The sequence below is a fragment of the Ruegeria sp. AF3 genome (assembly GCF_056536285.1).
The window spans coordinates 152,224-175,746 of sequence record NZ_JBQFJM010000002.1 but is presented as its reverse complement, the minus strand read 5'-3'; the positions used below and the strand labels follow the sequence as shown (position 1 = coordinate 175,746).

Sequence of the window (23,523 nt, the reverse complement as noted above, 5' to 3'; positions counted from 1 at the left end):
CGTCTTCTCCTCGGCTCATGCCTAGCATCTGAAACCATGCACGGGTAGTGGAATTGAGGTGAGGCGTTTCGGACCCTGTCTTCGTTCAATTGCTTTTTGCAATCCGGGAGTGCACAAAGCAAAATACTTCGACAAACCCGCCCGTGACCGAGCGTCCGGTACAGCCAGAATAGATGAACGTTGACAATAAACCGCGTTCTAAGATGTGTATCTGGGACAGGATTTTGCGCCTTCAGTTGTGATCGAGTGCAAGGACAATGTGTGGTCCATATTTTTCATCCGGTGGCGCAACATCTGTCGGCCTAACCGTGCGAGATCTGTTGCAAAATCCGGATTCTCCGCGACATTCTCGAATTCGCCCTTACCTTGATGGTCGAACAGGATCGGGGGCAGGTCGGCAGCGAACTCGACCAGGGTGAACCGTTCATCCCGCAATATTCCCAAACACGAGTCGCTGTTACCGGTCCCCAATTCTTGCTGCCATAACGTCGGGTTTTCAGGTTCTGAGAAATCAAGTTCGCTGAAAGAATAGTCGCGCCAATCGTCTGGGATATTACCCCGCAACAATGGCAGCAAGGACCGTCCATCCATAGCGTTCGGAACAGCCTGTCCAATCCAGTCCAATATGGTTGGTGTGACATCCACAGACTCGGTTGGAACGGTGATCTTGCTTCCCGCCATAGCTTCATTCCCGGGCAAACGGATCATCAGCGGTGTGTGATACGCCGCATCGTAGACCGTCATCTTGCCCCAGCTGTGTCGATCCCCCAGCATTTCACCATGATCGGCGGTGATAACCAGCAGTGTATCGTCGTATTGCCCGCTGTCCTTCAGGTACTGGACAACACGACCGATGTGGTGATCAACCTCTGTTGCCAGGCCAAGATATATAGCACGCAAAGTGCGATTGTTTTCGTCCGTAGGTTCAACGTCATCAAAACCGTGAACGAATTTTTTCGCGCTATAGGTATCCAGCTTTGGTCCGAAGAACGGATGAAGCGCTTTTTCTGCTGCTGCGCTCGGCAAGCAGTGCGGCAGAGGGATGTCCGCCGGGTCATACATGTCATTGTAGGGGGCCGGTGCGACCAACGGCGGATGCGGGCGGATATAAGTCAAATGGGCGAACCAACCCTTTCCACGATGAGGCGCGATTCCGTCCAGAAAGGCATCGGTCAGAAAGGCTGTATCGCTGTCTTCTGCCCGATACAGCGCGGGATCATTCAGCCGCGGGTGTCCACGATCGGGCGAAACGGGCTTGTAGACGTCCCAGTACTTTTCGAACTGATACCCCTTTTTCATCAGATGGGCTTGCCATGGATATGATTCTTCAAGGCGCATTTCGACAACTTCAACGAACCCGGTCATCGACTGTTCGTAAGACTTGAGGTCAGGGTCATTGGGATCATGGACGCGCGGATCGGCGGAGGTATCTGTGTATCCAAACAACATTGGCAAGTAACCAGCTTTGCGCATTTCCGTGGCAATGTTCGGGGTATCGTGTCGCAACGGCGTTCCGTTTCTAACCGACCGATGATTCATCGCATATTGGCCGGTCAGAATCGATGCACGCGAGGGACCGCAGGGATTGGTGACCGAGAAATGGCGGGTAAAAGTCACGGCCTCATCCATAAAAGCCCGCAAATTCGGAAGGTTCACATGGTCTGCCAAGGCCCCGGACAGGCAATCCGCTCTGAGTTGATCGATGATGACAAACAAGACGTTCTTGGTCTGATGCATACCGACTTCTCCGATTCCGCGCCGTAACAAACAACGCGGAATGTGTATTGCTTCCCGCCATAGCGCAACCGATTTGTCGGTCGGACAAAGGCGTATTATCCCGGCAAAATCGCTGCGCGATAACTTCTGGCAAGCACCTGTTCAGCATAGTTTCAATGCGACGGTCGGCGTGACGTCAAGGCCATCCGGCGCGGCAAAAAGATGTTCAATGGCACAAAGCCATTGCGGTCATTGAATGTTTCACTTCACATGACCTCATGACGCAGCCTTCGATAATCTCAGAACACGATTCCAGCGGTACTCGTGTACGCATATCCGGAGAGCTGCTCACGCAATCGCTGCAAACCGTTGAACAAGGTTTTGCCTCTGTCCGCCCAACCGGAGACAGGCTTGTTCTCGATCTGTCCGAGGTCGAAGCTCTGGATACCGGCGGTGCCTGGCTGATCGCGGACCTTGGCAAACGCTTCACGTCGCAAGGTGCAACACTTGAATTTCAAGGGGTGAAACCGGCACATGCCACTCTGATAGATACTGTAACCCGCAGCATACCCGACGAACCCGGTGAACTTGATAAACCGCGAAGTCTGTTGGATTTGATCGCACAGATGGGTCACATCACCGTAGGTGCCTGGCGGGATACGCTTTCCATCCTCGAATTTCTGGGTCTGACACTGCATCGGCTGTTTCGTACCATTGTCATGCCATGGCGACTGCGCAAGGCAGCGCTGGTCACACACATGGAAGAGACCGGGTTCAAAGCACTGCCAATCGTGGCCCTTATGGGATTTCTGATCGGTGTAGTACTGGCCTTTCAGGGCGCAACCCAGTTGAAGCAATTTGGAGCTGAGATATTCGTTGTCGAACTGATCTCGATCTCGGTTCTGCGTGAATTGGGCATATTGTTGACGGCAATTATTGTTGCCGGGCGCTCGGGTTCTGCATTCACCGCATCTATCGGTTCGATGAAAGTGCAGGAAGAAATCGACGCAATGCGAACACTGGGTCTGGACCCGATCGAAGTTCTGGTCATTCCCCGCGTTTTGGCCTTGTTGATCATGTTGCCCTTACTGGGTTTTGTCGCCGATATCGCGGGTCTGTTTGGTGGCGCATTGATGAGCTGGATCGACCTGGGTGTAAGCCCCGGCATGTTTCTTACTCGCTTGAAGGAAAACACCGACGTCTGGCAATTGGCGGTCGGTCTTATCAAAGCTCCGTTCTTTGCGCTCGTTATTGGCGTTATTGCCTGCTGGCAGGCAATGCAGGTCAAAGGGTCCGCCCAAAGTGTCGGTCAACGTACGACAGCATCAGTTGTTCAATCCATTTTCATGGTGATCGCAATCGACGCTTTGTTTTCGATCTTCTTCTCAGAGATCGGAATATGACATGACCGGGGATACACCACAGCCATCAGTCGCCACAACTAAAGACCGTGAGGCTGTCATTCGTGTAAGCGGGCTCCGAACTCAGTTCGGTACCCAGGTGGTACACGAAAACCTGAATCTTGATGTCTGGAAGGGAGAAGTTCTGGGAATCGTTGGCGGGTCGGGCACCGGTAAATCCGTATTACTCAGAACTATCGTAGGGCTGAACAAACCCGCCGCCGGAGAAATCGAGGTGCTGGGCGTCGATCTTCTGAATGGCCCAGAGGATGACCGCCGCAGGATCGAACGCCGCTGGGGTGTTGCCTTTCAGGACGGGGCACTGTTTTCGTCATTGACCGTGCTGCAAAACGTGATGGCTCCGTTGCGGGAACACACAGGTCTCAGCGAAAAACTAATGGAGTCTCTGGGTGCATTGAAGATTAGCCTCGTGGGTCTGCCACAGCTGAGTTGCGGCAAGTTTCCGTCAGAACTGTCGGGTGGCATGCGCAAGCGCGCTGCGCTGGCTCGGGCGCTGGCCCTTGACCCCGAGATCGTTTTTCTGGACGAACCAACCGCAGGATTGGACCCGATCGGCGCAGCCGCGTATGATGAACTGATCGGTGAGTTACAGCAGGCACTTGGGTTGACCGTTTTCATGGTCACCCATGATTTGGACAGTCTTTACGCGATCTGCGACCGCGTTGCAGTGCTTGCAGAAAAGCGCGTACTGGTTGAAGGTCCGATTGAGGACATGACCAAGGTCGACCATCCTTGGGTACAGGAATACTTCACAGGCCCCCGCGCCCGCGCGGCGCAACAGAAGGGGCAAAACAGGTAAAAGCAATGGAAACCCGGGCGAACTACATCCTGATCGGCGCGTTTACTCTTGCAGGGTTGCTGGGCGCATTCGGCTTTTTCCTGTGGCTCGCCAAGTTTGAGATCACGCGCCAATACGCTTATTACGATGTACTATTTGACAATGTCGCAGGTCTGTCGGCAGCCAGCGGCGTGAACTTCAACGGCCTGCCGGTCGGGCAGGTCGTTTCCTTGCAACTGGATGATAATGATCCGTCAAAGGTTCGCGTGCGGATCGAAGTGGACGCAGACATTCCGATAACCAATGATACAATCGCACAGCTTCAGTCACTTGGTGTGACTGGTGTTGGTTATGTCGAACTGACAGGGGGGTCCGCTAACGCCGAACGATTGCCACAAAAGAGCATTATCAAGAGCAAACGAAGCACAATTCAATCCCTGTTCGAAGGCGCGCCAAAAGTTCTGGATGAAGCCGTAACGCTTTTGGAGAACCTGAACAAAGTCGTCGATGATAAAAACCGGGAAGCTGTGAGCGGTATTCTGGACAATCTTGCTTCGGCCACAGGTAAACTGGACAATACACTGACAAGTTTTGAATCCGTGGCAAATGACATCGGCAGCGCTGCGCAGGATATTGGCGCGTTTTCAAAGCGGCTGGACCCACTGATCGAAACTGCTCAAACAACGCTCGAAACCGGTACGGAAACATTGGAAGCCGTCAAAACGGCTTCCGGGTCCGCCAAGACCGCGCTGGACGAAGCTAAAACAACTCTTCAGACGGCGGACCGCATTTTGCAGCAGGACGTGAAGCCTTTCATCGAGCGAGGCTCGCAACTGGCTGAACGGTTGACCGTTTTGTCTGATGAAGGCAGCGTTACCCTTGGAATTGTGAACGAAACCGTTCTGAACGCCAATACGGCGCTTGGCTCGATTACTACGGCGATGGAGTCCGCCAAGGGGGCGTTGGCTTCGGCAGAAGCCGCTTTTGACTCTGCAAATCGTGTCATGGAGGAAGACGTGGCACCTGTTGCGGAAGATGTCCGGAAGGCGGCCAATCAGGTGACCGAAACCGTCGCGGGCATAACGGAAAAGATCGATCAGATCTCGGACGACGTCCTGAGCGCGTCAAATTCCGCGTCCGAATTGCTGGGAACCATCGACGAAATCGTGCAGAGCAACCGCCGACAAGTGTCAGACTTCCTGCGTGTCGGGTTGCCTCAGTTTGTTCGTTTTATCGAAGAATCCCAGCGTCTTGTTATCAGTCTGGATCGCCTCGTAGACAAAGTTGAACGCGATCCGGCACGTTTCCTTCTGGGCACCCAAGCATCGGAGTTCCGTCAATGATCAAGCCTGCACTTGCAATGCTGATGGTCGTGTTGTTTGGCGGCTGTGCTGGTCTGGGCACGTTGAAACAAGCGGCGAAACCGAATGACTTGTATCTGCTGACCCCTAAAAGCACTTTTTCCTCAGCGCTGCCCAGGATTGAAAAGCAGATCGTCGTTCAGGAACCGACGGCAACTGCCGCAGTGAACACGGATCAGATTGCCATTCAACCTACCGCGTTGCAGGTTCAATATTTGCCCCGCGCCCGCTGGGTGGATCGCGCGCCCTTGATCGTTCAAACCCTATTGGTCGAAAGCTTTGAGAACTCGGGCAAAGTCGCAGCTGTTGGACGCTCAACCGTTGGTCTGCGAGCCGATTACGTAATTGCCCCGGACCTTCGAGAGTTTCAGGGGGTCGTGATCGAAGACACCGAGAATGGAACCAAAATTCGCGTCGAAGTTCGTATTAACATCAAGGTGATCGACGAATACGAAGACAAGATCATTGCGTCCAGCTCGTTCCAGGAAAACGTCGTGGCGGCAAGCGATCAGACACCCGATCTGATCAACGCGTTTGATCTGGCTTTGGGGCGCGCGATGCGAGATTCTGTAGAATGGAGCATTCGCAAGATCAATACCCACGTGGCAAACAACCCGCGATCCATTCCCAGATAACGAAAGCCGCATAAGACGGTGGAAAAAGCGGGCAATTACAGACGCGCTTTCACATGACCAAACATTGCTCTACCCAATGTGGTTTTCAGAATTGTGCAGCCGAAGCTCGGTTCCAATCATCTGCAAATTCTTCGGGAATGTCGTCCTTTAACAAGGCGCCATCCTCCAGATAGGTATAAAGTTCGGCATAGCTGCGCTCATGCTCGTCCGCAGTGCGGCGCAAGATATCACGGGGATGTAACTCGGATGCTTTTTCCTTGCCCATGGCGCCCAAAAGCTCGCGGAAACTTTCCAGCGTGGCATCGTGATAGCGATGAACACGCCGACGTTTCTGCGGCACATTCACGGCGCGCCCGCGGATGGGATCTTGTGTAGCCACCCCTGATGGGCAACGGTTTGTGTTGCAATGCAATGCCTGGATGCAACCAACCGCAAACATCATCGCGCGCGCCGAGTTGCACATGTCTGCACCAAGCGCCAACTTCTCGACCATGTCATAACCGGTCGCCACTTTGCCGGAGCAGATGATCCGAATCTTGTCACGCACTCCGACACCGCGCAAACAGTTGCTGACAAAGATCAAGGCTTCGTTCAGGGGCATACCCAACCGGTTGGTAAATTCCACCGGGGCTGCGCCTGTGCCCCCTTCTGCCCCGTCAATCGTGATGAAATCCGGCAAGATACCCGTTTCAAGCATTGCTTTGCAGATCGCCATGAACTCGGACGGCCTGCCGATGCACAGTTTGAAACCGACAGGTTTGCCACCTGACATTTCCCGCAGGTGCTGGACAAAATGCATCAAACCCGTGGGCCCATCGAATGCGCTGTGGGTGGGCGGAGAAATCACATCCTGATGTTCTGGCACACCACGTATCTCGGCAATCTCAGCATCAACTTTGGCAGCAGGCAGAACACCGCCATGGGCGGGCTTTGCACCTTGTGACAGCTTGATCTCAATAGCCTTGACCACGTCCTTTCTTGCCTTTTCGGCAAACTTGTCCTTGTCAAATCCACCAGCCGGGGTCCGGCACCCGAAATAACCCGTCCCGATCTGCCAGATGATGTCTCCGCCTTCAGCCAGGTGATGCGGTGACAGACCGCCCTCTCCGGTGTTATGCGCGAACCCCCCATCCTTGGCTCCTCCGTTCAGCGCGCGGATGGCGTTGGCGCTGAGCGCGCCAAAGCTCATGGCAGACACATTAAGACGCGAGGCGCTGTATGGTTGCGTACATTGTGGACCGCCCAGCAATATGCGTTCTTCACTTTTGTCTACATGTTTGGGGGCAAGTGAGTGGTTGGCGCGATGATACCCGGTTTCGGTAATGTCGTATTGCGTGCCGAACGCCTGTGTGTCCACCTGCCCCTTGGCCCGAGAATAAACCAGCCCTCGGACAATTCTGTTGAAAGGCCGTCCACTTTCGTTGGTTTCCACGAAGTATTGGCGAATTTCCGGACTTACAAATTCCAACATGTACCGGAAATGGCCAAGAACCGGATAGTTGTTCAGGACGTTGTGCCTGGTCGTCAAAACATCATAAAGACCGATGATCGCGTACGGCACCAAAATGATCAGAAGCCAATGGGCAGGCGACCAGAAGAACCCAAGGATCAGAACCACTGGCAGACAGACACAGCTTAGAAAAAAGAAAATTCTGCGTACAATCATGTTCCAAACTCCTTGTGTTTTTATCGGGCTGATGAGCCATGCTGTCAGAACTCAACGTGAAACAGATTGAAATTTTATTTCAAGTGTCAGCGGTAAAATGTCTGCATAGGGACGAAAACGTGAAATCGTGTTACGAACCGCCCAAATGTTGAACCCAGTGCATCCAGCGGATAAATCACGCGAACCGGACGACAAAGGGCCGATCCTTGCCAAGTACACAATCCTATCTCTTGCGTGAACGAAAAAGCGTGATGTTTCTGTCCGTCTTCGTCGGTGGGGCGCTTGGGTCGTTGATGCGTGAGGCGTTTGCACTAGAAATCCCCGGCCTCAGCTTTCTAACTTCGACTTTCGGCATCAACGTGATCGCCTGTTTTGTTCTGGGCTGGCTGTATTCCGTGCGCCATAAGGTGCACGCGCATGTTCTGCATCTTAGCGCCGTTGGATTTTGCGGCGGATTGTCGACCTTCTCATCTTTTGTTGCTGATCTTGAACGTATGACCGAAGGCGGCCTATGGGTAACGTCCCTGGCAATCGGGCTGGAAGTTTCATTTGGCCTTGCGGCCGCGCTGATTGGCGAAAGCCTTGGTCGTCATTTTCACTCTGAAAAGTCGCCGTCATGAGCGAATTGTATCTTCATTCCATGTTCGCGTTGGGTGGAGGTCTGGGGGCCGTGATGCGCCATTGGCTGGCGCTGAAAATTCGGCACGACTTGCCACTAGCAACCTTGCTCGTAAACGTGTTGGGCAGCTTGTTGCTTGGGATCTGGGTGGGGTATTTGGGAGGTCCTGTAGACATAGCCGAGGACCAAAAACGTCTTGTTTTCGGGTTTTGCGGCGGTTTTACAACCTTCTCCAGCTTTGCCTACCAATCGCTCGAGCTTCACCGCGAACGCACAATGTTTTTGGCAGCAGGCAATATTCTGATCAGCCTTGCTCTGTGCTGGTTCGCTTTCTGGCTTGGCCTGCTGTTAACGCGCTGAAGCGCACCAAGCTGGGCAACAAACTCGAACACTGATTTGCTTTTCTTTCCGACCAACGTTGGGTCCCAAGCCACGCCAACGCTCTGACAAATAAAGAGTTTGAAAAGACTTATTGCATTAAGCTGAACTGCATCGAGTGTTCTGGTGTGTGAGCAATGGCCTGTGTCCTTTACCCGGACATGGGCCATTTCTTAATCGGATCAGACCCCATAACGGGCAAGAAACATATCCACGGCTTGTGTCGCCACTTCGGTGATTTCTTCTTTGCTGAACGAATTCTGAATTCCAAATGCGGCCCGGGTCCAGATTCTTACCTTGCAAAGCTCGGAGAACTGCTCAGCCGCGATATAAACATCTTCAATCGCCAACTCACCTTTGGCCACGGCTTTTTCAAGATATTCCGCCATTTGACGCTGGCCATTTTGCGGCCCCGCTTCGTAAAATGCGCGGCCAAGTTCCGGAAACCGGTCCCGTTCGGCAACACAAATCCGGAAAACTTGCTGCGCGAAATCTGAAACCAGAAACGCCGTCAATTGTGTGGCCGCGATCATCAGCACGTCGCGGGCGGGTTTGGTCTCGTCAATCATCGCGATGATCCGTTCAGCCATCAGGCAGCATTCCGTTTGCGCAACTTCCATGAACAAAAGACGCTTGTCCGGGAAATAGCTGTACAAGGTTGCTTTTGATACTCCAGCCGCGCGGGCAATATCATCCACGCTTGCGCCCTCGAATCCATCCGCCATGAAAACCTCTCGGGCCCCGCGCAAAACCTGATCGAACTTTCGGCCTGTGCGCAGGATGGTGGCGGTCTGGGTCATGTCATCTCCTCGAGCAATACCTGATACAGTTTATAAACCGTTCGGTTCAGGTACAAGGATTCTCGTATTTCTCTAATATCTGACAATGCTCTAATTGTGCCGCAGGTCTCTTGCGACAGTTTCAAACCGTGTTAGGACTTGGCCCATGGCCGATATCTTTTTGCGTACACTTCCCTTTTTTGCGATCATCGGCCTTGGCTTTTGGGCTGGGCGCACACGGTTCTTTACGGCCGAAGCAACCGCATATCTGACCAAGTTCGTATTCTTCTTCGCACTATCGGCAATGCTTTTTCGATTTGCGGCGACCCTGCCCTTTGCAGAGATTTTTAACGCAAGACTGATCTTCGGTTACCTCATAGGCACCGCCGCTGTTTATGGCATAGCCACTTGCGTAGCGTGGATTCGCAGCCTTGATGTGCCGACTTCGGCGGTTGAAGCACAGTGCGCTGCCATTGGAAACGTTGGCTTTCTTGGCCTGCCAATGCTCGCGGTGCTGTTCACCGAAGCAGCTATTGGCCCGGTCATGCTGGTTCTGACCGTAGATCTGGTTGTATTCTCGTCTCTGATCGTGATCCTGATCAACGGTGGGCGTGACGGAAGGCTGACGCCAGCCACTTTCAAACTGATTGGAATGGGTCTGCTCAAGAACCCGATGATTGTCTCGATCTCTGCCGGGCTCGTCTGGTCATCCCTGCAAATCCCGGTTCCCGATCCGCTGAACAGCTTTCTGACCATTCTCGGTGGTGCCGCTACCCCCGGAGCGCTTTTTGCAATCGGCGCGTCCCTGACTGGCAAATCCGCAGAAAGAATTCAGATCGCAGCCTGGTTGAGTTTCTGCAAGCTGGTGCTCCACCCGCTTTTCGTGGCAATCGCCCTGATCTGGCTGATCCCGGTCGAAACATTCCCGGCAAGCATTGCAATTGCGGCGTCCGCTCTGCCCGTAGCAGGAAATGTCTATATGTTGGCCGCGCATTACGGCATTGCCCCACAGCGTGCCTCGGCTGCTATTTTGCTGTCGACGCTCGTCAGCATTGTAACAATACCGCTTGTTATTGCGACTCTAGGAACTCCCTGACCTTCACCTTTTTAAAAATACTCACACCAAAGGCACTCGGACTTTACGCCGGGTCCGTGGATCGTTAGCCATGTTGCGACTCTAGAATAAGGACGATGCCTGATGGAAACCCTTTCGGAAAATGCCTGTTTCGGCGGAGTGCAAGGCGTGTATCGCCATGCTTCGTCGGCATGCCAATGCGACATGACGTTTGGCCTTTTTCTTCCGACCGAGGCGAAAGATGGCCCGGTTCCGATATTGTGGTATCTGTCTGGTCTGACCTGCACTCATGAAAACGCGATGACAAAAGCCGGCGCACAGGCGTGGGCTGCGGAACAGGGCATTGCAGTGGTGTTTCCCGACACTTCGCCACGCGGTGAAGGTGTTGCGGATCACGACGACTACGATTTGGGCCAGGGCGCTGGGTTTTACGTGAATGCCACGCAGGAGCCTTGGGCACCGCATTTTCGGATGTTGGATTACATTGCCGACGAATTGCCCGCCTTGCTGTTCGAGAACTTTGCCATCGATAGCGAGCGACAGGCCATAACCGGTCATTCCATGGGCGGGCATGGTGCATTGACACTGGCCATGAACCTTCCGGGACGGTACCGCTCGGTTTCGGCCTTTGCGCCCATCTCGAACCCGACGGGTGCAGACTGGGGGCGCAAACAGCTTGGCGCGTATCTGGGGGATGATAAATCCCTTTGGGCCAAACACGATGCTTCCCTGTTAATGAAGGAAACCGGTTTCGACGGTCCCGTCCTGATCGATACGGGCAGCAATGATCAGTTCATTGACCTGCTGCGCCCCGAAACGCTTGCCCAAGCCATCGCTGAGCGTCGCCAGCAAGCAACCTTCCGCCTCCAGCCAGGGTATGACCATTCGTACTTCTTCGTATCCACCTTCATGGAAGACCACATCGTTTTTCACGCCGAAGCGCTGTACGGAGACTGAGGTATGAGCAAATACGACTATGATCTGGTCATCATCGGATCCGGGCCTTCGGGGCGTTCCGCTGCCATTCAGGCTGGCAAGCTCAAGCGACGGGTTCTGGTGATCGACCGCAAAGACCGTTTTGGTGGAGTATCCGTTCACACCGGAACTATCCCATCCAAGACATTGCGTGAAACGGTTCTGAATCTGTCGGGCTGGCGCGAGCGCAGCTTTTATGGCCGTTCCTATCGGGTCAAGGACCAGATCCGCGCCGAAGATCTCAAAGCCCGCCTGCACATGACCCTTGATCACGAGGTCGACGTGCTGGAACATCAATTCAACCGGAACCATGTCGATACGTTGAACGGTCTGGCAAGGTTCATTGGACCGCACGAAGTGGAAGTCGCCACTGATGCTGGCGAGACTACCCGAATAACAGCCGCCAAGTTTTTGATTGCGACAGGAACCAAGACTTATCGCCCCGATTACGTTCCGTTCAACGGCAAGACAGTGGTCGATGGCGACGAATTTCTGGAAATGGCAGAAATTCCGCGTTCACTGGTTGTTATCGGTGCCGGGGTCATTGGCGTCGAATACGCCACGATGTTCTCGGCGCTGGACGTTCGGGTTACGCTGATCGAGCCGCGGGATACGTTTCTGGATTTCATCGATAGCCGCTTGATCCATGATTTCACCCATCAAATCCGCGAAAACGGTGTTGATCTGCGGTTGGGATCGGCTGTCGAAAAGATTGAAGATGCGGGCGAGCATGTGGAAGTGACCCTTGAAAACGGGCGCCACGTGCGGGCGGAAATGCTGCTGTTTGCAGCCGGGCGCATGGGCGCAACATCGAAACTCAATCTGGATTCAGTTGGACTGGAAACCGATCACCGCAATCGGATCAAGGTAGACCGCAAGACATATCAGACCGCGGTTCCGCATATCTACGCGACCGGGGATGTGATCGGTCACCCTTCGCTGGCCTCGACTTCATTACAGCAAGGGCGTGTGGCTGCCTGCCATGCGCTCGAGACACCTACACTGCCGGAAAGCCCGTGGTACCCATATGGTATCTACTCGGTTCCCGAAATTTCCACCTGCGGCATGTCCGAGGAAGAACTTCAGGAACGTGGCATTCCGTATGAGGTCGGCGTGGCCCGATTCCGCGAAACCTCGCGCGGGCATATCATGGGGCTGGAACACGGCATGCTGAAGATGCTGTTTTCGCTGAAGACCCGCCGTGTCTTGGGTGTGCAGATTGTGGGCGAAGGTGCGACTGAACTGATCCACATCGCTCAGGCGGTGCTTAACCTGAAGGGCACTGTCGATTACTTCGTTCAGAACACGTTCAACTATCCAACTCTGGCCGAGGCTTACAAGATCGCCGGGCTGGATGCTTTCAACCGGATGCCGATCCCGGAGGAATTCAAGGTGCGGAAGAAACCTGCAGAACCGGAGGAAAAAGAGGCCAAAAAGGCGTGACAACGCTCTATGTCGATGGCGATGCCTGCCCTGTAAAGGCCGAGGCCGAACGGGTTGCTACGCGACACAAGGTGCCTATGGCACTGGTGTCGAATGGCGGTCTTCGAACGTCAGCAAACCCGCTTGTACAGGTCATCGTGGTCTCGGAAGGTGCTGATGAAGCGGACAAATGGATTGCAGAGCGCTGTGGCGCAGGGGATGTAGTTGTTACCTCCGATATCCCTCTGGCCGCGAAATGCGTCGCAGCGGGTGCCCAAGTTTTGCGCCCGAACGGCGAAGCTTTTACGGCAGCGAACATAGGCCAGCAATTGGCAATGCGTGATTTGATGGCTGACCTGCGGGCCGCCAATCCGCTGGGGGCCGGAGGCGGCGGCCGACCATTCAGCAAAGCAGATCGTTCAAGGTTTCTGGATGCGTTAGAGCGGGAACTTCGCGCAGCGACCCGAGGATAAGTGCAATCATCGGCAAGCTAAAATGCGAGCCTGCAACCAGAAACGCCCGTTTACAAGCCCGCTGAAAGAACGCAGGCTGCGAAAGACTTCTGATCAGGCTATTCGCAAACGGAGACCGAATTATGAAAGTACAGGGTGCTCATTACCGGTCAATTTGGTGGGACAAATCGGCAGGTGAGGTTCGGATTATCGACCAGCGATGGCTGCCCCATGACTTTCGGGTGGTTACCCTGAAAACGCTGGATGAATTTGCGACAGCGATCCGCGACATGTGGGTCAGGGGTGCGCCACTGATTGGTGCAACAGCCGCGTTTGGAATTGCCGAACAGATGTCCCGTGACAGCTCTGACGCTTCGTTCGACGCCGCATATGACGTATTGCACGCGACCCGGCCAACGGCTATCAACCTGCGATGGGCATTGGACAGATGCCGCGACGCGCTGATGCCACTTGCCCCAAGTGATCGCGCTGAACGGGCCTGGGCACTGGCACAGGAAGTTGCAGACGAAGATGTCGAGATCAATGCATCGATAGGTCGCCATGGGCTGCAACTGATCAAAGATATTGCAGCCCGAAAGCCTGCAGGTGAACCGGTGCGGCTATTGACGCATTGCAACGCCGGATGGCTGGCAACGGTGGATTGGGGAACGGCGACAAGCCCAATGTATCATGCGCATGACGCGGGCATTCCGCTTCATGTCTGGGTGGATGAGACCCGGCCACGAAATCAGGGGGCGCTGACATCTTGGGAGCTTGGTGAACACGGCATTCCCCATCGTTACATCGTGGACAATGCAGGTGGTCACCTAATGCAACATGGTTTGGTTGACGCAGTCATCACCGGTACAGACCGGACCACGGCACAAGGCGATGTCTGCAATAAAATCGGCACCTACCTGAAAGCCTTGGCGGCGCGGGACAACGGGGTTCCGTTTTATGTCGCCCTGCCCTCACCCACGATTGACTGGACGGTTCGGGATGGAGTGAGGGAAATACCGATCGAGGAACGTGATACAAAAGAAGTGACCCATGTCATGGGCGTGGATGGACAGGGGGATATTGCCGATGTTCGCGTCACCCCGAACGGGGCGGAAGGTGGCAATCCTGCCTTTGATGTCACACCCAACCGGCTAGTGACGGGGCTTATCACCGAGCGTGGCGTCTGTGCCGCCTCGGCCGAAGGCCTTGCCGGATTGTTTCCGGACCGAGTCGGCTAGATTAACACCCCACACGGCATTACCGCTGGCGCGCGCACGTAGATCGAGCGCGAAACGTTACCTCAGGCGGGGACTGCCAGACGGTTCTCTCGGATCGGTAGATGAACGATGGCGCTGAAGGCCCCAATTGCCACACCGATCCACCAGACCAGGGCATAGTCACCATACTGGTCATACATACGCCCCCCCAGCCATACGCCCAGGAAGCTGCCAACCTGATGGCTGAAGAAGATTATGCCATAGAGTGTTCCCATGTAACGCAAACCATAGAGGTGCGCGACAAGACCCGACGTGAGCGGAACGGTGGCCAACCAAAGCGATCCCATCACCAGCGAGAATGTAATGACGGACAGCGGCGTTATCGGGAAAACGATGAACAATGCCGCAGCAAGTGTCCGACCGGCATAGACCGAGGCCAGCAGATATTTCTTGGGAAAATGATTGCCAGCCCAGCCCGCCAAAAGGGTCCCGGCGATATTGGCCAAACCAATCAGTGAAATCGATACCGCGCCAAGTGCGGACGTGGATGTGATGCCGATGGAATGCAGCACGCTGCCGGGTTGGATCGGGCCGCACATTTCGGTCACGAATGCGGGGAAGTGAGCCGTGATAAATCCCAGCTGGTAACCGCAGCTGAAAAATCCAATAAATATCAAAGCGTAAGAAGGATCTCGGAACGCCTTTCCCAGAATTTCTCCCATGCTTTCTTGCAACTCTGCCTTTGAAGCTGGTTGAGGCGCCCGCATGAAGGGCAAGGTCAATACAAGCGCTAGAATCGCAGCGGCAAACACGACGAAGACCTGTTGCCAGGGCAGGAATGACAGTAGCCACTCAGCCGTCGGCGCGCCCAGAACCTGTCCGAAACTGCCCGCAGCTGTAACGACGGCCAGCGACATGGACCGATTTTCATCAGAGGACGCGCGACCGACCACAGCCAAAACCACGCCGAACCCGGTTCCGGCAATGCCAAACCCCACCAGCCACGCATAAACCTGATGCTCAAGCGGTGTGACGGACCAGGCCGACAGAACCAGACCAGCAGCATAGGTCAAGGCACCGAGGACAATGGCCTTTCGGTCTCCTACTTTCTCAGCGATAGCTGCAAAGATCGGTTGACCGATGCCCCAAGCCAGATTCTGGATGGCGATCGCCAATGAGAAATCCGTGCGCAGCCAGCCAAATTCGCTGGCAATCGGAATCTGAAACACGCCGAAAGACGCGCGCACGGCAAAACTGACCGTTATGATGATGCATCCAACGAACAGGATCGGGTTCAACATGCGGGTGGATTGCGGCATAGCGACCTCGGGTAGTTTGGTCCGACGGACCGTACTGCATTTACGGATCGCGTCAATTCAACAGATTTGCGGTCACGGATAAGCAATTTTGATACGTCAGGGAAATGGCATCTTTTCAACGCGCTGGGTCACGGGTAAGGCTCTGGGTCATGACGGATCTGATTTCGCTTTACGAAGCCCGCGTTGCGGATGGAACTCTGACGCGCGACGACGCTCAAGAAGCCGTTTTGCCCCAGTTTGATCGCATCCGCGCGGCACTGGCCGAGCCGGTAAAACGAGGGTTTTTCCGCAAGGCTCCGCCAACGCCCAAAGGCCTGTACCTGTGGGGCGGCGTCGGACGCGGCAAATCGATGCTGATGGACATGTTCGTCGACACGCTGGGTGAAATCCCCGCACGGCGCGTTCACTTTCATGCCTTCATGCAGGAAATCCATGCCGGAATGCACAAGGCCCGAAAAGAGAACGTCGAAGATGCTCTGGCACCTGTGGCGAGAGAGGTTGTGAAATCCGTCCGCCTGCTGGCCTTCGACGAGATGCAGATCACTGACATTACGGATGCGATGATCGTTGGCCGCTTGTTTGACCTGCTGCACGAGGGTGGCGTTGTTGTTGTGACCACGTCGAACAGGCATCCGGACGAGCTGTATAAGGATGGGTTGAACCGGCAATTATTCTTGCCTTTTATTGCCCATATCAAAGACCAGTTGCAGGTATGGGAACTGGTATCGCCCACGGATTACCGTCAGAACAGACTAGAGGGTGCTCCGGTCTATTTTACACCCATCGGGCCCGAAGCGCGGCAGAAAATACGGGATGTCTGGAAAGATCTTGCAGGCGGTCCTGCCGATCCGTTGATATTGCAGGTCAAAGGCCGCGCTGTCGAACTGCCCGCATTTCGCAATGGTGTTGCACGGGCTTCGTTCTATGACCTGTGCGGCCGGATGCTGGGACCGGCAGACTATCTGGCTATCGCAGAAGCAATTAAAGTGCTGGTGCTTGAGGACATCCCCCGTCTGTCGAGAAATAACTTCAACGAAGCCAAGCGCTTTGTCATCCTGATTGATGCGCTCTACGAGGCAAAAGTTCGGTTGATCTGCTCGGCTGCGGCAGAGCCCGAGATGTTGTATGTCGAAGGTGAAGGCACCTTTGAGTTTGAGCGTACTGCGTCGCGCCTGCGGGAAATGCAGGACCAGAACTGGGGGAAGTAGGGGGCTCTGCCCCCGTCGCGCTGCGCACGCCTCCCCCGGAGTATTTGCGAAAAGATGAAGCTTAACCGTTTTCTCGCAGGATGTTTCCGGCAAGATAAAGGGAGCCGCAGATCAGGACACGCGCCTGTGGGTCTTGATCCGTGATTGCCTTCAACGCATCCGAAACGCTTGCAGCGACCGAAGAGGGCAAGCCAACTTTGGCGGCGGCGGCGGCGGTTTCATCGGCGCTGAGCGTGGCCGCCTCGCCCGGTATGGAGACGGCAGTCAGACTTGCAACCTGTCTGGACAGTGGCGCGAGATACCCAGTCACGTCTTTCGTGTTGAGCATACCGCAGATTAAATGCGTGGGACGTTTCGGCATTTTCGCCAGCACATCGGCCAGCGCGATACCTGCGGCCGCGTTATGCCCTCCATCCAGCCACAGTTCGACCTGAGGGGCTTGCTCGGTCAGCGGGCCGGTTTTGAGACGTTGCATACGCGCAGGCCAATCGGCATTGGATACGGCAGCCTCGTAGGCCGCGTCACCCATTGAAAGATGACGCAGAACCGCTAAGGCGGCACCGGCATTCTGGAACTGATGTGCACCCAGCAGGTTGGGTAGCGGCAGATCACGCAGCCCGGTTTCGTCCTGATAGATCAAGCGCCCGTTTTCTTCATGAACGTGCCAATGCTGGCCATGTACAAGCAGCGGTGCGCCCAACCGGGCGGCTGTGTACTCGATCACCTCCAGCGCCTCGTCTTCTTGCGGGCCGACGATGCATGGCACACCAGGTTTGATAATGCCCGCCTTTTCGGCGGCAATCTTTCCCAGGGTGTCGCCCAGATACTGTTCATGATCGATTGAAACCGGCGTAATGACTGTCACCGCCGGTTCATCAATCACATTTGTCGCGTCAAGCCGTCCGCCCAGACCGACCTCGAGCAGAGTGTAATCTGCTTTGCAGCGAGAGAAGGCCAGCAAGGCGGCGCAGGTTGTGATCTCGAAATACGTGATGTTCTCGCCGCCATTCGCCGCGTAGCACTCATCCAGAACCGCGGTCAGGCCGGGTTCCGAAATCAGTTCGCCCGCCAACCGGATACGTTCGTGAAATCGCGCTAGATGGGGCGAAGTGTAGGCATGAACGGAACGCCCTGCCCCTTCCAAGCCCGCCCGGATCATGGCCTGGGTCGAGCCTTTACCGTTGGTTCCGGCAATATGGATAACTGGAGGCAGCTTGAGCTGCGGGTTGTCCAAAGCGGCCAGCAATCGCCAGACGCGGTCCAAGGTCAAATCAATGATCTTGGGGTGCAGCGCCATCATCCGGTCGAGTATGGCGTCAGATGTCTTGGTGTTCATTTTTTTCCGGTCTCTTCGGCCTGCGCGACCTTGGCCGTTTCATCCGGGATCGGTGCTGGCAGATCACCTTTGATCGCCGGCGGTTGGTTCATCAGCATCCGGGTGATGGTGATCAGTTCGTCGCGCATCTCGGTACGTTTGGTGACACGGTCCAGCATCCCGTGATCCAGCAGGTACTCGGCCCGCTGGAAGCCGTCGGGCAACTTTTCGCGAATCGTCTGCTCGATAACTCGGGGACCGGCAAAGCAGATCAACGCGTTCGGTTCAGAGATGTGGACATCGCCCAACATCGCATATGACGCCGTCACACCACCGGTGGTGGGATGGGTCAGCACAACGATATAGGGCAAATTCGCTTCTTTCAGCATTTCGACGGCTACGGTTGTGCGCGGCATTTGCATCAGGCTGAGTATGCCTTCCTGCATCCGCGCACCACCAGCTGCCGAGAACAGGATCAGTGGGCGCTTTAGCTTAACCGCTTCTTGAGCGGCCGCGATGATCGCGTTGCCCACATACATGCCCATTGATCCGCCCATGAAGGAAAAATCCTGCGCTGCTGCAACGATAGGCGTGCGCCCGATTTCTCCTTTGACAACCAGCATCGCCTCTTTTTCGCCGGTCTTTTTCTGCGCCGCTCGCATACGCTCGGGATATTTCTTCTGGTCGCGGAAATGCAAGGGATCGTCTTTGGGGGCTGGCACTGCAACCTCAGTGAAAATACCGCCGTCGAACAGGTGATTGAATCGCTCGCGTGGGGTAATCGCCATGTGATGGTCACATTGGGTACAGACGTTCTGATTTTCCGCAAGTTCACGATGAAACAGCATCGTTCCGCACTCGTCACATTTCTGCCAGAGGTTTTCGGGCACTTCGCGGCGAGAGAAGATCGAGTTGATCCGGGGGCGGACGTAGTTTGTGATCCAGTTCATGTCGGAACCTTGGCTTGTGCGGTGTTGACGTCAAATAAGACGCCACGGGAAGAAATGCAATCAACGCCTGAGCGCAAGCCGCGCTGCCAGCCAGCATACGAACATCACAGCCAAATCCACCATCAGCCAGGGACGAAGCCGTTCGGCGTCAGATGCATCGAAGGGAAGCAAGAAAAGCGCCAGCCCACTCAAGTTATCTGGCAAAGAAATGAACAATAATGCGATGATGTTATTGAAGAAATGCAAGGCGATAGCTGGCCCCAATGTGCCTGATCGCGCTGTGAGATCGGATGCAAACAACCCAAATATTAATGCCCAAAGCACAAACAGAATTGCATTTTCTCCTTCCAGTTCCGGTGTGTAGTGGCCGGCGGCAAACAAAACAGACGGAACCCCCATCCAAATGACGGGCGATTGAAACCTGGCTGCAAGAGCTTGCTGAATGTACCCTCGAAACAGAACTTCTTCGGCGCTGGTCTGAATCAGGACAACCAATACCGAGACCGGAAGCAACAAGAGCCAAGTTGAAAATGGCAGATTCTTTGACAGAGATTCCCCCAAGCCGTAGGGCGGCAGCAAGACACCGACGGCGCCCAAGATAAGCAGGGCTTTCAGCACTTTCAGAAATTGGGCCGCAACCAGACCCCGTTGGCCAAAAATTGATCGCAAAGATCGGTGCTGAAGCTGACGCGCGGCCACTGCCACGCCAAGAATGATGAACCCGAAACTGGCCAGCATCAGAAGCAGCGCCAAAGGTGTGTTGCCTTGCAAAAGTTCCTGACCCCACTTCGCTGGGCCCAACCCCGTGATCACGGTAAAAAACACCAGGTTCAAAACGCTGACCAGCGCGGCGATCAATGCCAGCCCCAGCAAAAGACGCCAGAGTTCGGGTCTGGCGCGGGCTGTTTCGACCAAACGCGCATGAGCCGAATACGCTCTAGGCATTCTTACCAATACCTTCCTGCGCCGTTTCATCTGTCACGGGCGGAAACATGTCTTCGGCGTTCTGGGTCACGCTGATCCTGTTCGAGAGCGTCGTCAGATACCCTGCAACCGTCTGCAGCAACTGCATAGCGACCGAAGCATCGCTTTCAACAACGGCACGCAGCTCTTCTGCGCCGATACGCAAGAAGCTGCTATCTTCCGTCGCGACCAGATCCAGCTGCCGTGGTTCCCCTGTAATGATGGACAGGTCGCCGATGAGCCGTCCGGGTTCTATGATCGAGATTGTCCGTTTCGTTCCATCCTCGTTGGACCAATCCAGTTTGGCCTGTCCTGAAATGCACAAATAGGCCGCATCCGGCGCCTGACCGCGGGAAAAGATGACTTGTCCGGCGCTGGCCTCGTACCATTGCGCCGAAAACGCCAGCAGCCGCTGGTTTCGGCCATCCAAGCCAGAAAACAGCTGCGTTGCTGACAGGATCTCGAGTTTCCGGCTCAGATCGTCCGAAGTGCTGTCCTCATGCGCTGGCCTGCTCCGCGAGACGCCGTCGATCCGTCCATCCTTTATTTCTACAAACAAGTCATAGGCTTCGGGGTGCGCAAAATGATCCTCCATGAAAATCATGATGGAATCGGGCAGCAACTCCCGCAGTTTCAGGCGCGTGCGCAACCGGCTTTCCGAGTCGTGGCTGGCCAACGCCTTGTCCAGGATCAGAATGTCGGGGCGTTTGATGCCTGCGCGCGAAAAAGCGGCACGCTCCTGAAACACAGTTGGAAGGTTGTTGCCGCCCAGCCCGGACGGAAGGTCATAAATAATGGCCGCTGCTCGACGGCGCAGACCGGCTTCGTTCATGGCCTCTGCAACGATGTCTTCGATATCTTCGGCATGGGCACCTGCCATCAAAGATATCCGGCCATAGATCGCGTTTTCCATCACGGTCAGGCGCGGCACATAGATGTCAGGCGCCACAGACATGAACAAACCGTCCATTGCACCACGCAACCGTTCAGCCTGGGTCTTGCGGATAGCAAGGATTTTTTCCTTGTATTCCTCTGGGAAATCAGGACCGATCTGTTCTGCGGTCAGAAGGAAAGGCACTGTCAGTAGCAAGGCGCGCTCCTGATCGCTCAGCGCAGCATTCCCTTTGGCTTTGCGCCGGTCCTGGATGTCAAGCAGCCGATGATACATGTCCTTGGACATGCCAAGCCGCAGAAACAGGGGATGGTCAGCCCCATCCCGCCCAAATGTCTTGCCAAGAGTATCCATGACGGCATTCGATATGCTGATCGCGTCATCTGCAAGATCATGGGTGCTGAGCAATTGTACAAACCGCGCGTCGCCAGCCAGAATGTCTGGAGAGATGTCGCGCGACGGTGCCGCGAACAACAGGTTTCCCCCAAGCGGGACAGCCGGGTTGAACTGGTTGGGATCGAACCGATAAACATACCGATCCAGTCCTTTTGCCTTCAACCGTTCAGCGATGGAGTCTCTCAGCCTGACTATTTCCTGTGCCAGTATCGGGTGTATCTCTGGATCAAACTGGGTGCGCAGAGTGCGCCGGAACATGAACTCGTCAATCCCCATGGCTTCCACCAGTTGGAACCACCAATCACGTATTCCATCAATATCGTCCAGACCGGCCAGTCCCGGATCGATCCACTCATCTTCCAGCGAGTCTGGTGGGTTACCGGCCCGAACAGACTCGATCTGACGACGGGACGGGGTTCTTATGGCATCTGCCTCGTGCTGTGGATGGGTGCGCAATGACATCATGAGGTTATCGCCCAAAGTCCCGTCAAACAGATACGGGCGTGAATAGGCATAACCGATCCGGGCCGCGATAACTGATTGGTGCAATTCGTCCAGCCTGTGGCCAGCTATGATCACATCGCCCTGAACAGGCAGAACCTCGCGGGTCAGCAACTGGCCCAATGCACTGCGTTCCGACGCATGGGTGGATTGAATCGCCACACGCGCGCCACGTGGGATAGTCAGATCAATATCCTCTAGAATGGTTTTGCCATCGCCATCGCGTACGGTCACATTGCGCAATTCGATATCACCGGTCAGATGCGGAATGGTTTCCGGCTCACCGATGAACAGCTCTTCGGGAATCATGTTGTCCGGGGCAAATCTTTCAGTAACCACTTCCCATCGCAGGGACATATCCTGTACCTGGTTGTAGTAGGTCAGAAGGTCTTTCCAGGGCCCGCTAAGGTCTTTGTACGCGCCCAACGCGGCAACCAATGCACCTACTGTCACCTCGCCCGTGATCGCCAGGTATCCGCCCACCGAATAAAACAAAAAAGGCGTCATCTGAGTGATCAGATTGTTCAGGAACTTCATAAAGAATTTCTTTTTGTAGATCTTGAACCGGATCTCGAACAAGGTTCCCAGCCTATGGCTGAACTGTGCCAGACGATACCGCCAGCCGCCATTCGTGCGCAGGTCGCTGATGCCCGCCGCGCTTTCCCCGATTTCCGAGCTCAGGCGCCGAACCTCCTGAATACGGTCCTTGTTCAGCAAATTGATCTGGCGTTGCAACTTGGGGATCAACCAGGCCTGAAGCGGGATCAGCGCGATGCTTGCCAGACCAAACCAGAGGCTTTGCATGAACAGAAAGGTGACGATTGTCATCATTTGGCCGAACTGAAACACCGGTTGCGCAATCGCATCCCCCATCAAGCCGCCCATCGGCTCGGCCTCGGATGTGATCATCGAGACCAGCTCTCCTTGGCTGGTGGTCGCGAAATAGGACTTTGGGAACCGCATCGAGCGTTGAATCAGGGTATAGCGAAGACGGCGCAGCATACGTTCGGACAAGATGCCTTTCATCGTATTGATGCGCATCTTCATCAAACCACTGGCGATCACAGTGGCCAGAAATAGAAAGCACAGTATCATCAGATACTGAACTTGAGACACTGTGATGCCCCAGACTGTCACCGTGTCGCCCGGCGCACCAATAGCGTCATTGATGATTTGTTTCGGCAGCTCCAGCGACGCATATAGAAAAGGGAAGGACAGGACCGTTAGCAGCAACAGGACAAGTTGCTGTTTTTTCGAATACTTCCAAATAAAAGAAAATAATGTGGGCTCCATAGCCTGGCCTTATCGATAGCTTAACTGATGTTTGGCTGTTCTGGGGTAACCCATTTTTAGGAAACAGACGGTAAGCACTGACCCGACGTATTGCAAGAATTGACGGCATCAGCCCCCCAATCCGGCACCTATCTTTTTTACGCTTACCCACCAACCAGAAAACGTAGCGCTCAAGTAGTGTTTTTGTGATTG

20 protein-coding genes are annotated in these 23,523 nt (G+C 54.8%); 12 read left to right on the top strand and 8 right to left on the bottom strand.

Annotated elements, in window-relative coordinates:
* Nucleotides 1–198: 198 nt before the first annotated feature.
* Nucleotides 199–1,737 (bottom strand): alkaline phosphatase family protein, encoded by a 1,539-nt coding sequence (locus ACR3FC_RS17465; RefSeq protein ID WP_480477234.1) that lies wholly within the window; start codon nt 1,735–1,737, stop codon nt 199–201.
* 257 nt (nt 1,738–1,994) lie between these two features.
* Here ACR3FC_RS17465 and ACR3FC_RS17460 point away from each other — a divergent pair, with 257 nt between their 5' ends.
* From ACR3FC_RS17460 to ACR3FC_RS17445, 4 genes are read left to right on the top strand one after another with little or no spacing between them, the layout of a single operon-like run.
* On the top strand, nt 1,995–3,119 hold the full coding sequence (locus tag ACR3FC_RS17460; protein ID WP_480477232.1) for an ABC transporter permease: 1,125 nt from the start codon (nt 1,995–1,997) through the stop codon (nt 3,117–3,119).
* Nucleotide 3,120: 1 nt separating this feature from the next.
* Nucleotides 3,121–3,936, top strand: a complete 816-nt coding sequence (locus tag ACR3FC_RS17455) for an ABC transporter ATP-binding protein (protein WP_480477230.1) — start codon at nt 3,121–3,123, stop codon at nt 3,934–3,936.
* A 5-nt stretch (nt 3,937–3,941) separates the two neighbouring features.
* A complete protein-coding gene (locus tag ACR3FC_RS17450) occupies nt 3,942–5,258 on the top strand; it encodes an MlaD family protein (protein ID WP_480477228.1) in 1,317 nt (438 codons plus the stop codon).
* Nucleotides 5,255–5,911 carry an ABC-type transport auxiliary lipoprotein family protein gene (locus ACR3FC_RS17445; protein ID WP_480477226.1) on the top strand — a complete coding sequence of 219 codons (657 nt, stop codon included), beginning with the start codon at nt 5,255–5,257 and terminating at the stop codon, nt 5,909–5,911. The genes ACR3FC_RS17450 and ACR3FC_RS17445 overlap by 4 nt, the downstream gene beginning before the upstream one ends.
* Nucleotides 5,912–5,996: 85 nt before the next feature.
* Here ACR3FC_RS17445 and ACR3FC_RS17440 read toward each other — a convergent pair whose 3' ends face one another.
* Nucleotides 5,997–7,577, bottom strand: a complete 1,581-nt coding sequence (locus ACR3FC_RS17440; protein WP_480477224.1) for an FMN-binding glutamate synthase family protein — start codon at nt 7,575–7,577, stop codon at nt 5,997–5,999.
* 251 nt (nt 7,578–7,828) lie between these two features.
* On the opposite strand from ACR3FC_RS17440, the gene ACR3FC_RS17435 reads away from it, so the two are divergent.
* A complete protein-coding gene (locus ACR3FC_RS17435; protein WP_480477222.1) occupies nt 7,829–8,197 on the top strand; it encodes a fluoride efflux transporter FluC in 369 nt (122 codons plus the stop codon).
* The gene (crcB, locus tag ACR3FC_RS17430; protein ID WP_480477220.1) at nt 8,194–8,556 is read left to right on the top strand and encodes a fluoride efflux transporter CrcB; all 363 of its coding nucleotides are present in this window, start codon (nt 8,194–8,196) and stop codon (nt 8,554–8,556) included. Before ACR3FC_RS17435 ends, crcB begins: the two co-directional genes overlap by 4 nt.
* 200 nt (nt 8,557–8,756) lie before the next feature.
* Here crcB and ACR3FC_RS17425 read toward each other — a convergent pair whose 3' ends face one another.
* Complete coding sequence (locus ACR3FC_RS17425; RefSeq protein WP_480477218.1) at nt 8,757–9,374, bottom strand: TetR/AcrR family transcriptional regulator; 618 nt, start codon at nt 9,372–9,374, stop codon at nt 8,757–8,759.
* Between the two features lie 145 nt (nt 9,375–9,519).
* On the opposite strand from ACR3FC_RS17425, the gene ACR3FC_RS17420 reads away from it, so the two are divergent.
* The 5 genes from ACR3FC_RS17420 (at nt 9,520) to mtnA (ending at nt 14,515) form a co-directional block, all read left to right on the top strand.
* Nucleotides 9,520–10,449 (top strand): AEC family transporter, encoded by a 930-nt coding sequence (locus tag ACR3FC_RS17420; protein WP_480477216.1) that lies wholly within the window; start codon nt 9,520–9,522, stop codon nt 10,447–10,449.
* 102 nt (nt 10,450–10,551) lie between these two features.
* Nucleotides 10,552–11,385 carry an S-formylglutathione hydrolase gene (gene fghA, locus ACR3FC_RS17415; RefSeq protein WP_480477214.1) on the top strand — a complete coding sequence of 278 codons (834 nt, stop codon included), beginning with the start codon at nt 10,552–10,554 and terminating at the stop codon, nt 11,383–11,385.
* A 3-nt stretch (nt 11,386–11,388) separates the two neighbouring features.
* Nucleotides 11,389–12,846: a Si-specific NAD(P)(+) transhydrogenase gene (sthA, locus tag ACR3FC_RS17410; RefSeq protein ID WP_480477212.1), complete on the top strand. Its 1,458-nt coding sequence runs from the start codon at nt 11,389–11,391 to the stop codon at nt 12,844–12,846.
* On the top strand, nt 12,843–13,298 hold the full coding sequence (locus ACR3FC_RS17405; RefSeq protein ID WP_480477210.1) for a YaiI/YqxD family protein: 456 nt from the start codon (nt 12,843–12,845) through the stop codon (nt 13,296–13,298). Before sthA ends, ACR3FC_RS17405 begins: the two co-directional genes overlap by 4 nt.
* Before the next feature lie 122 nt (nt 13,299–13,420).
* Complete coding sequence (mtnA, locus tag ACR3FC_RS17400; RefSeq protein ID WP_480477208.1) at nt 13,421–14,515, top strand: S-methyl-5-thioribose-1-phosphate isomerase; 1,095 nt, start codon at nt 13,421–13,423, stop codon at nt 14,513–14,515.
* Between the two features lie 62 nt (nt 14,516–14,577).
* On the opposite strand, the gene ACR3FC_RS17395 is transcribed toward mtnA, so the two are convergent.
* Complete coding sequence (locus ACR3FC_RS17395) at nt 14,578–15,813, bottom strand: MFS transporter (RefSeq protein ID WP_480477206.1); 1,236 nt, start codon at nt 15,811–15,813, stop codon at nt 14,578–14,580.
* Between the two features lie 149 nt (nt 15,814–15,962).
* Here ACR3FC_RS17395 and zapE point away from each other — a divergent pair, with 149 nt between their 5' ends.
* Nucleotides 15,963–17,021, top strand: coding sequence for a cell division protein ZapE (gene zapE, locus ACR3FC_RS17390; protein ID WP_480477204.1), 1,059 nt, complete (start codon nt 15,963–15,965; stop codon nt 17,019–17,021).
* 61 nt (nt 17,022–17,082) lie between these two features.
* Here zapE and ACR3FC_RS17385 read toward each other — a convergent pair whose 3' ends face one another.
* The 4 genes from ACR3FC_RS17385 to ACR3FC_RS17370 form a co-directional block, all read right to left on the bottom strand.
* The gene (locus tag ACR3FC_RS17385) at nt 17,083–18,357 is read right to left on the bottom strand and encodes a bifunctional folylpolyglutamate synthase/dihydrofolate synthase (protein WP_480477202.1); all 1,275 of its coding nucleotides are present in this window, start codon (nt 18,355–18,357) and stop codon (nt 17,083–17,085) included.
* Entirely contained in the window at nt 18,354–19,286 is a 933-nt protein-coding gene (accD, locus tag ACR3FC_RS17380) for an acetyl-CoA carboxylase, carboxyltransferase subunit beta (RefSeq protein WP_480477200.1), read from the bottom strand. The genes ACR3FC_RS17385 and accD overlap by 4 nt, the downstream gene beginning before the upstream one ends.
* A 60-nt stretch (nt 19,287–19,346) precedes the next feature.
* A complete protein-coding gene (locus ACR3FC_RS17375; RefSeq protein WP_480477198.1) occupies nt 19,347–20,144 on the bottom strand; it encodes a CPBP family intramembrane glutamic endopeptidase in 798 nt (265 codons plus the stop codon).
* A gap of 79 nt (nt 20,145–20,223) precedes the next feature.
* On the bottom strand, nt 20,224–23,331 hold the full coding sequence (locus ACR3FC_RS17370; RefSeq protein ID WP_480477196.1) for an ABC transporter transmembrane domain-containing protein: 3,108 nt from the start codon (nt 23,329–23,331) through the stop codon (nt 20,224–20,226).
* Nucleotides 23,332–23,523: the final 192 nt, after the last annotated feature.

What these genes read in the sequence shown, in the direction of transcription:
- sthA (WP_480477212.1), top strand. Translation starts at nt 11,389, where the DNA reads ATGAGCAAATACGACTATGATCTGGTCATCATCGGATCCGGGCCTTCG.
- crcB (WP_480477220.1), top strand. Translation starts at nt 8,194, where the DNA reads ATGAGCGAATTGTATCTTCATTCCATGTTCGCGTTGGGTGGAGGTCTG.
- ACR3FC_RS17385 (WP_480477202.1), bottom strand. Translation starts at nt 18,357, where the DNA reads ATGAACACCAAGACATCTGACGCCATACTCGACCGGATGATGGCGCTG.
- accD (WP_480477200.1), bottom strand. Translation starts at nt 19,286, where the DNA reads ATGAACTGGATCACAAACTACGTCCGCCCCCGGATCAACTCGATCTTC.
- ACR3FC_RS17395 (WP_480477206.1), bottom strand. Translation starts at nt 15,813, where the DNA reads ATGCCGCAATCCACCCGCATGTTGAACCCGATCCTGTTCGTTGGATGC.
- ACR3FC_RS17445 (WP_480477226.1), top strand. Translation starts at nt 5,255, where the DNA reads ATGATCAAGCCTGCACTTGCAATGCTGATGGTCGTGTTGTTTGGCGGC.
- ACR3FC_RS17465 (WP_480477234.1), bottom strand. Translation starts at nt 1,737, where the DNA reads ATGCATCAGACCAAGAACGTCTTGTTTGTCATCATCGATCAACTCAGA.
- zapE (WP_480477204.1), top strand. Translation starts at nt 15,963, where the DNA reads ATGACGGATCTGATTTCGCTTTACGAAGCCCGCGTTGCGGATGGAACT.
- ACR3FC_RS17450 (WP_480477228.1), top strand. Translation starts at nt 3,942, where the DNA reads ATGGAAACCCGGGCGAACTACATCCTGATCGGCGCGTTTACTCTTGCA.
- ACR3FC_RS17435 (WP_480477222.1), top strand. Translation starts at nt 7,829, where the DNA reads ATGTTTCTGTCCGTCTTCGTCGGTGGGGCGCTTGGGTCGTTGATGCGT.
- ACR3FC_RS17370 (WP_480477196.1), bottom strand. Translation starts at nt 23,331, where the DNA reads ATGGAGCCCACATTATTTTCTTTTATTTGGAAGTATTCGAAAAAACAG.
- ACR3FC_RS17440 (WP_480477224.1), bottom strand. Translation starts at nt 7,577, where the DNA reads ATGATTGTACGCAGAATTTTCTTTTTTCTAAGCTGTGTCTGTCTGCCA.
- ACR3FC_RS17420 (WP_480477216.1), top strand. Translation starts at nt 9,520, where the DNA reads ATGGCCGATATCTTTTTGCGTACACTTCCCTTTTTTGCGATCATCGGC.
- ACR3FC_RS17460 (WP_480477232.1), top strand. Translation starts at nt 1,995, where the DNA reads ATGACGCAGCCTTCGATAATCTCAGAACACGATTCCAGCGGTACTCGT.
- fghA (WP_480477214.1), top strand. Translation starts at nt 10,552, where the DNA reads ATGGAAACCCTTTCGGAAAATGCCTGTTTCGGCGGAGTGCAAGGCGTG.
- mtnA (WP_480477208.1), top strand. Translation starts at nt 13,421, where the DNA reads ATGAAAGTACAGGGTGCTCATTACCGGTCAATTTGGTGGGACAAATCG.
- ACR3FC_RS17455 (WP_480477230.1), top strand. Translation starts at nt 3,121, where the DNA reads ATGACCGGGGATACACCACAGCCATCAGTCGCCACAACTAAAGACCGT.
- ACR3FC_RS17425 (WP_480477218.1), bottom strand. Translation starts at nt 9,374, where the DNA reads ATGACCCAGACCGCCACCATCCTGCGCACAGGCCGAAAGTTCGATCAG.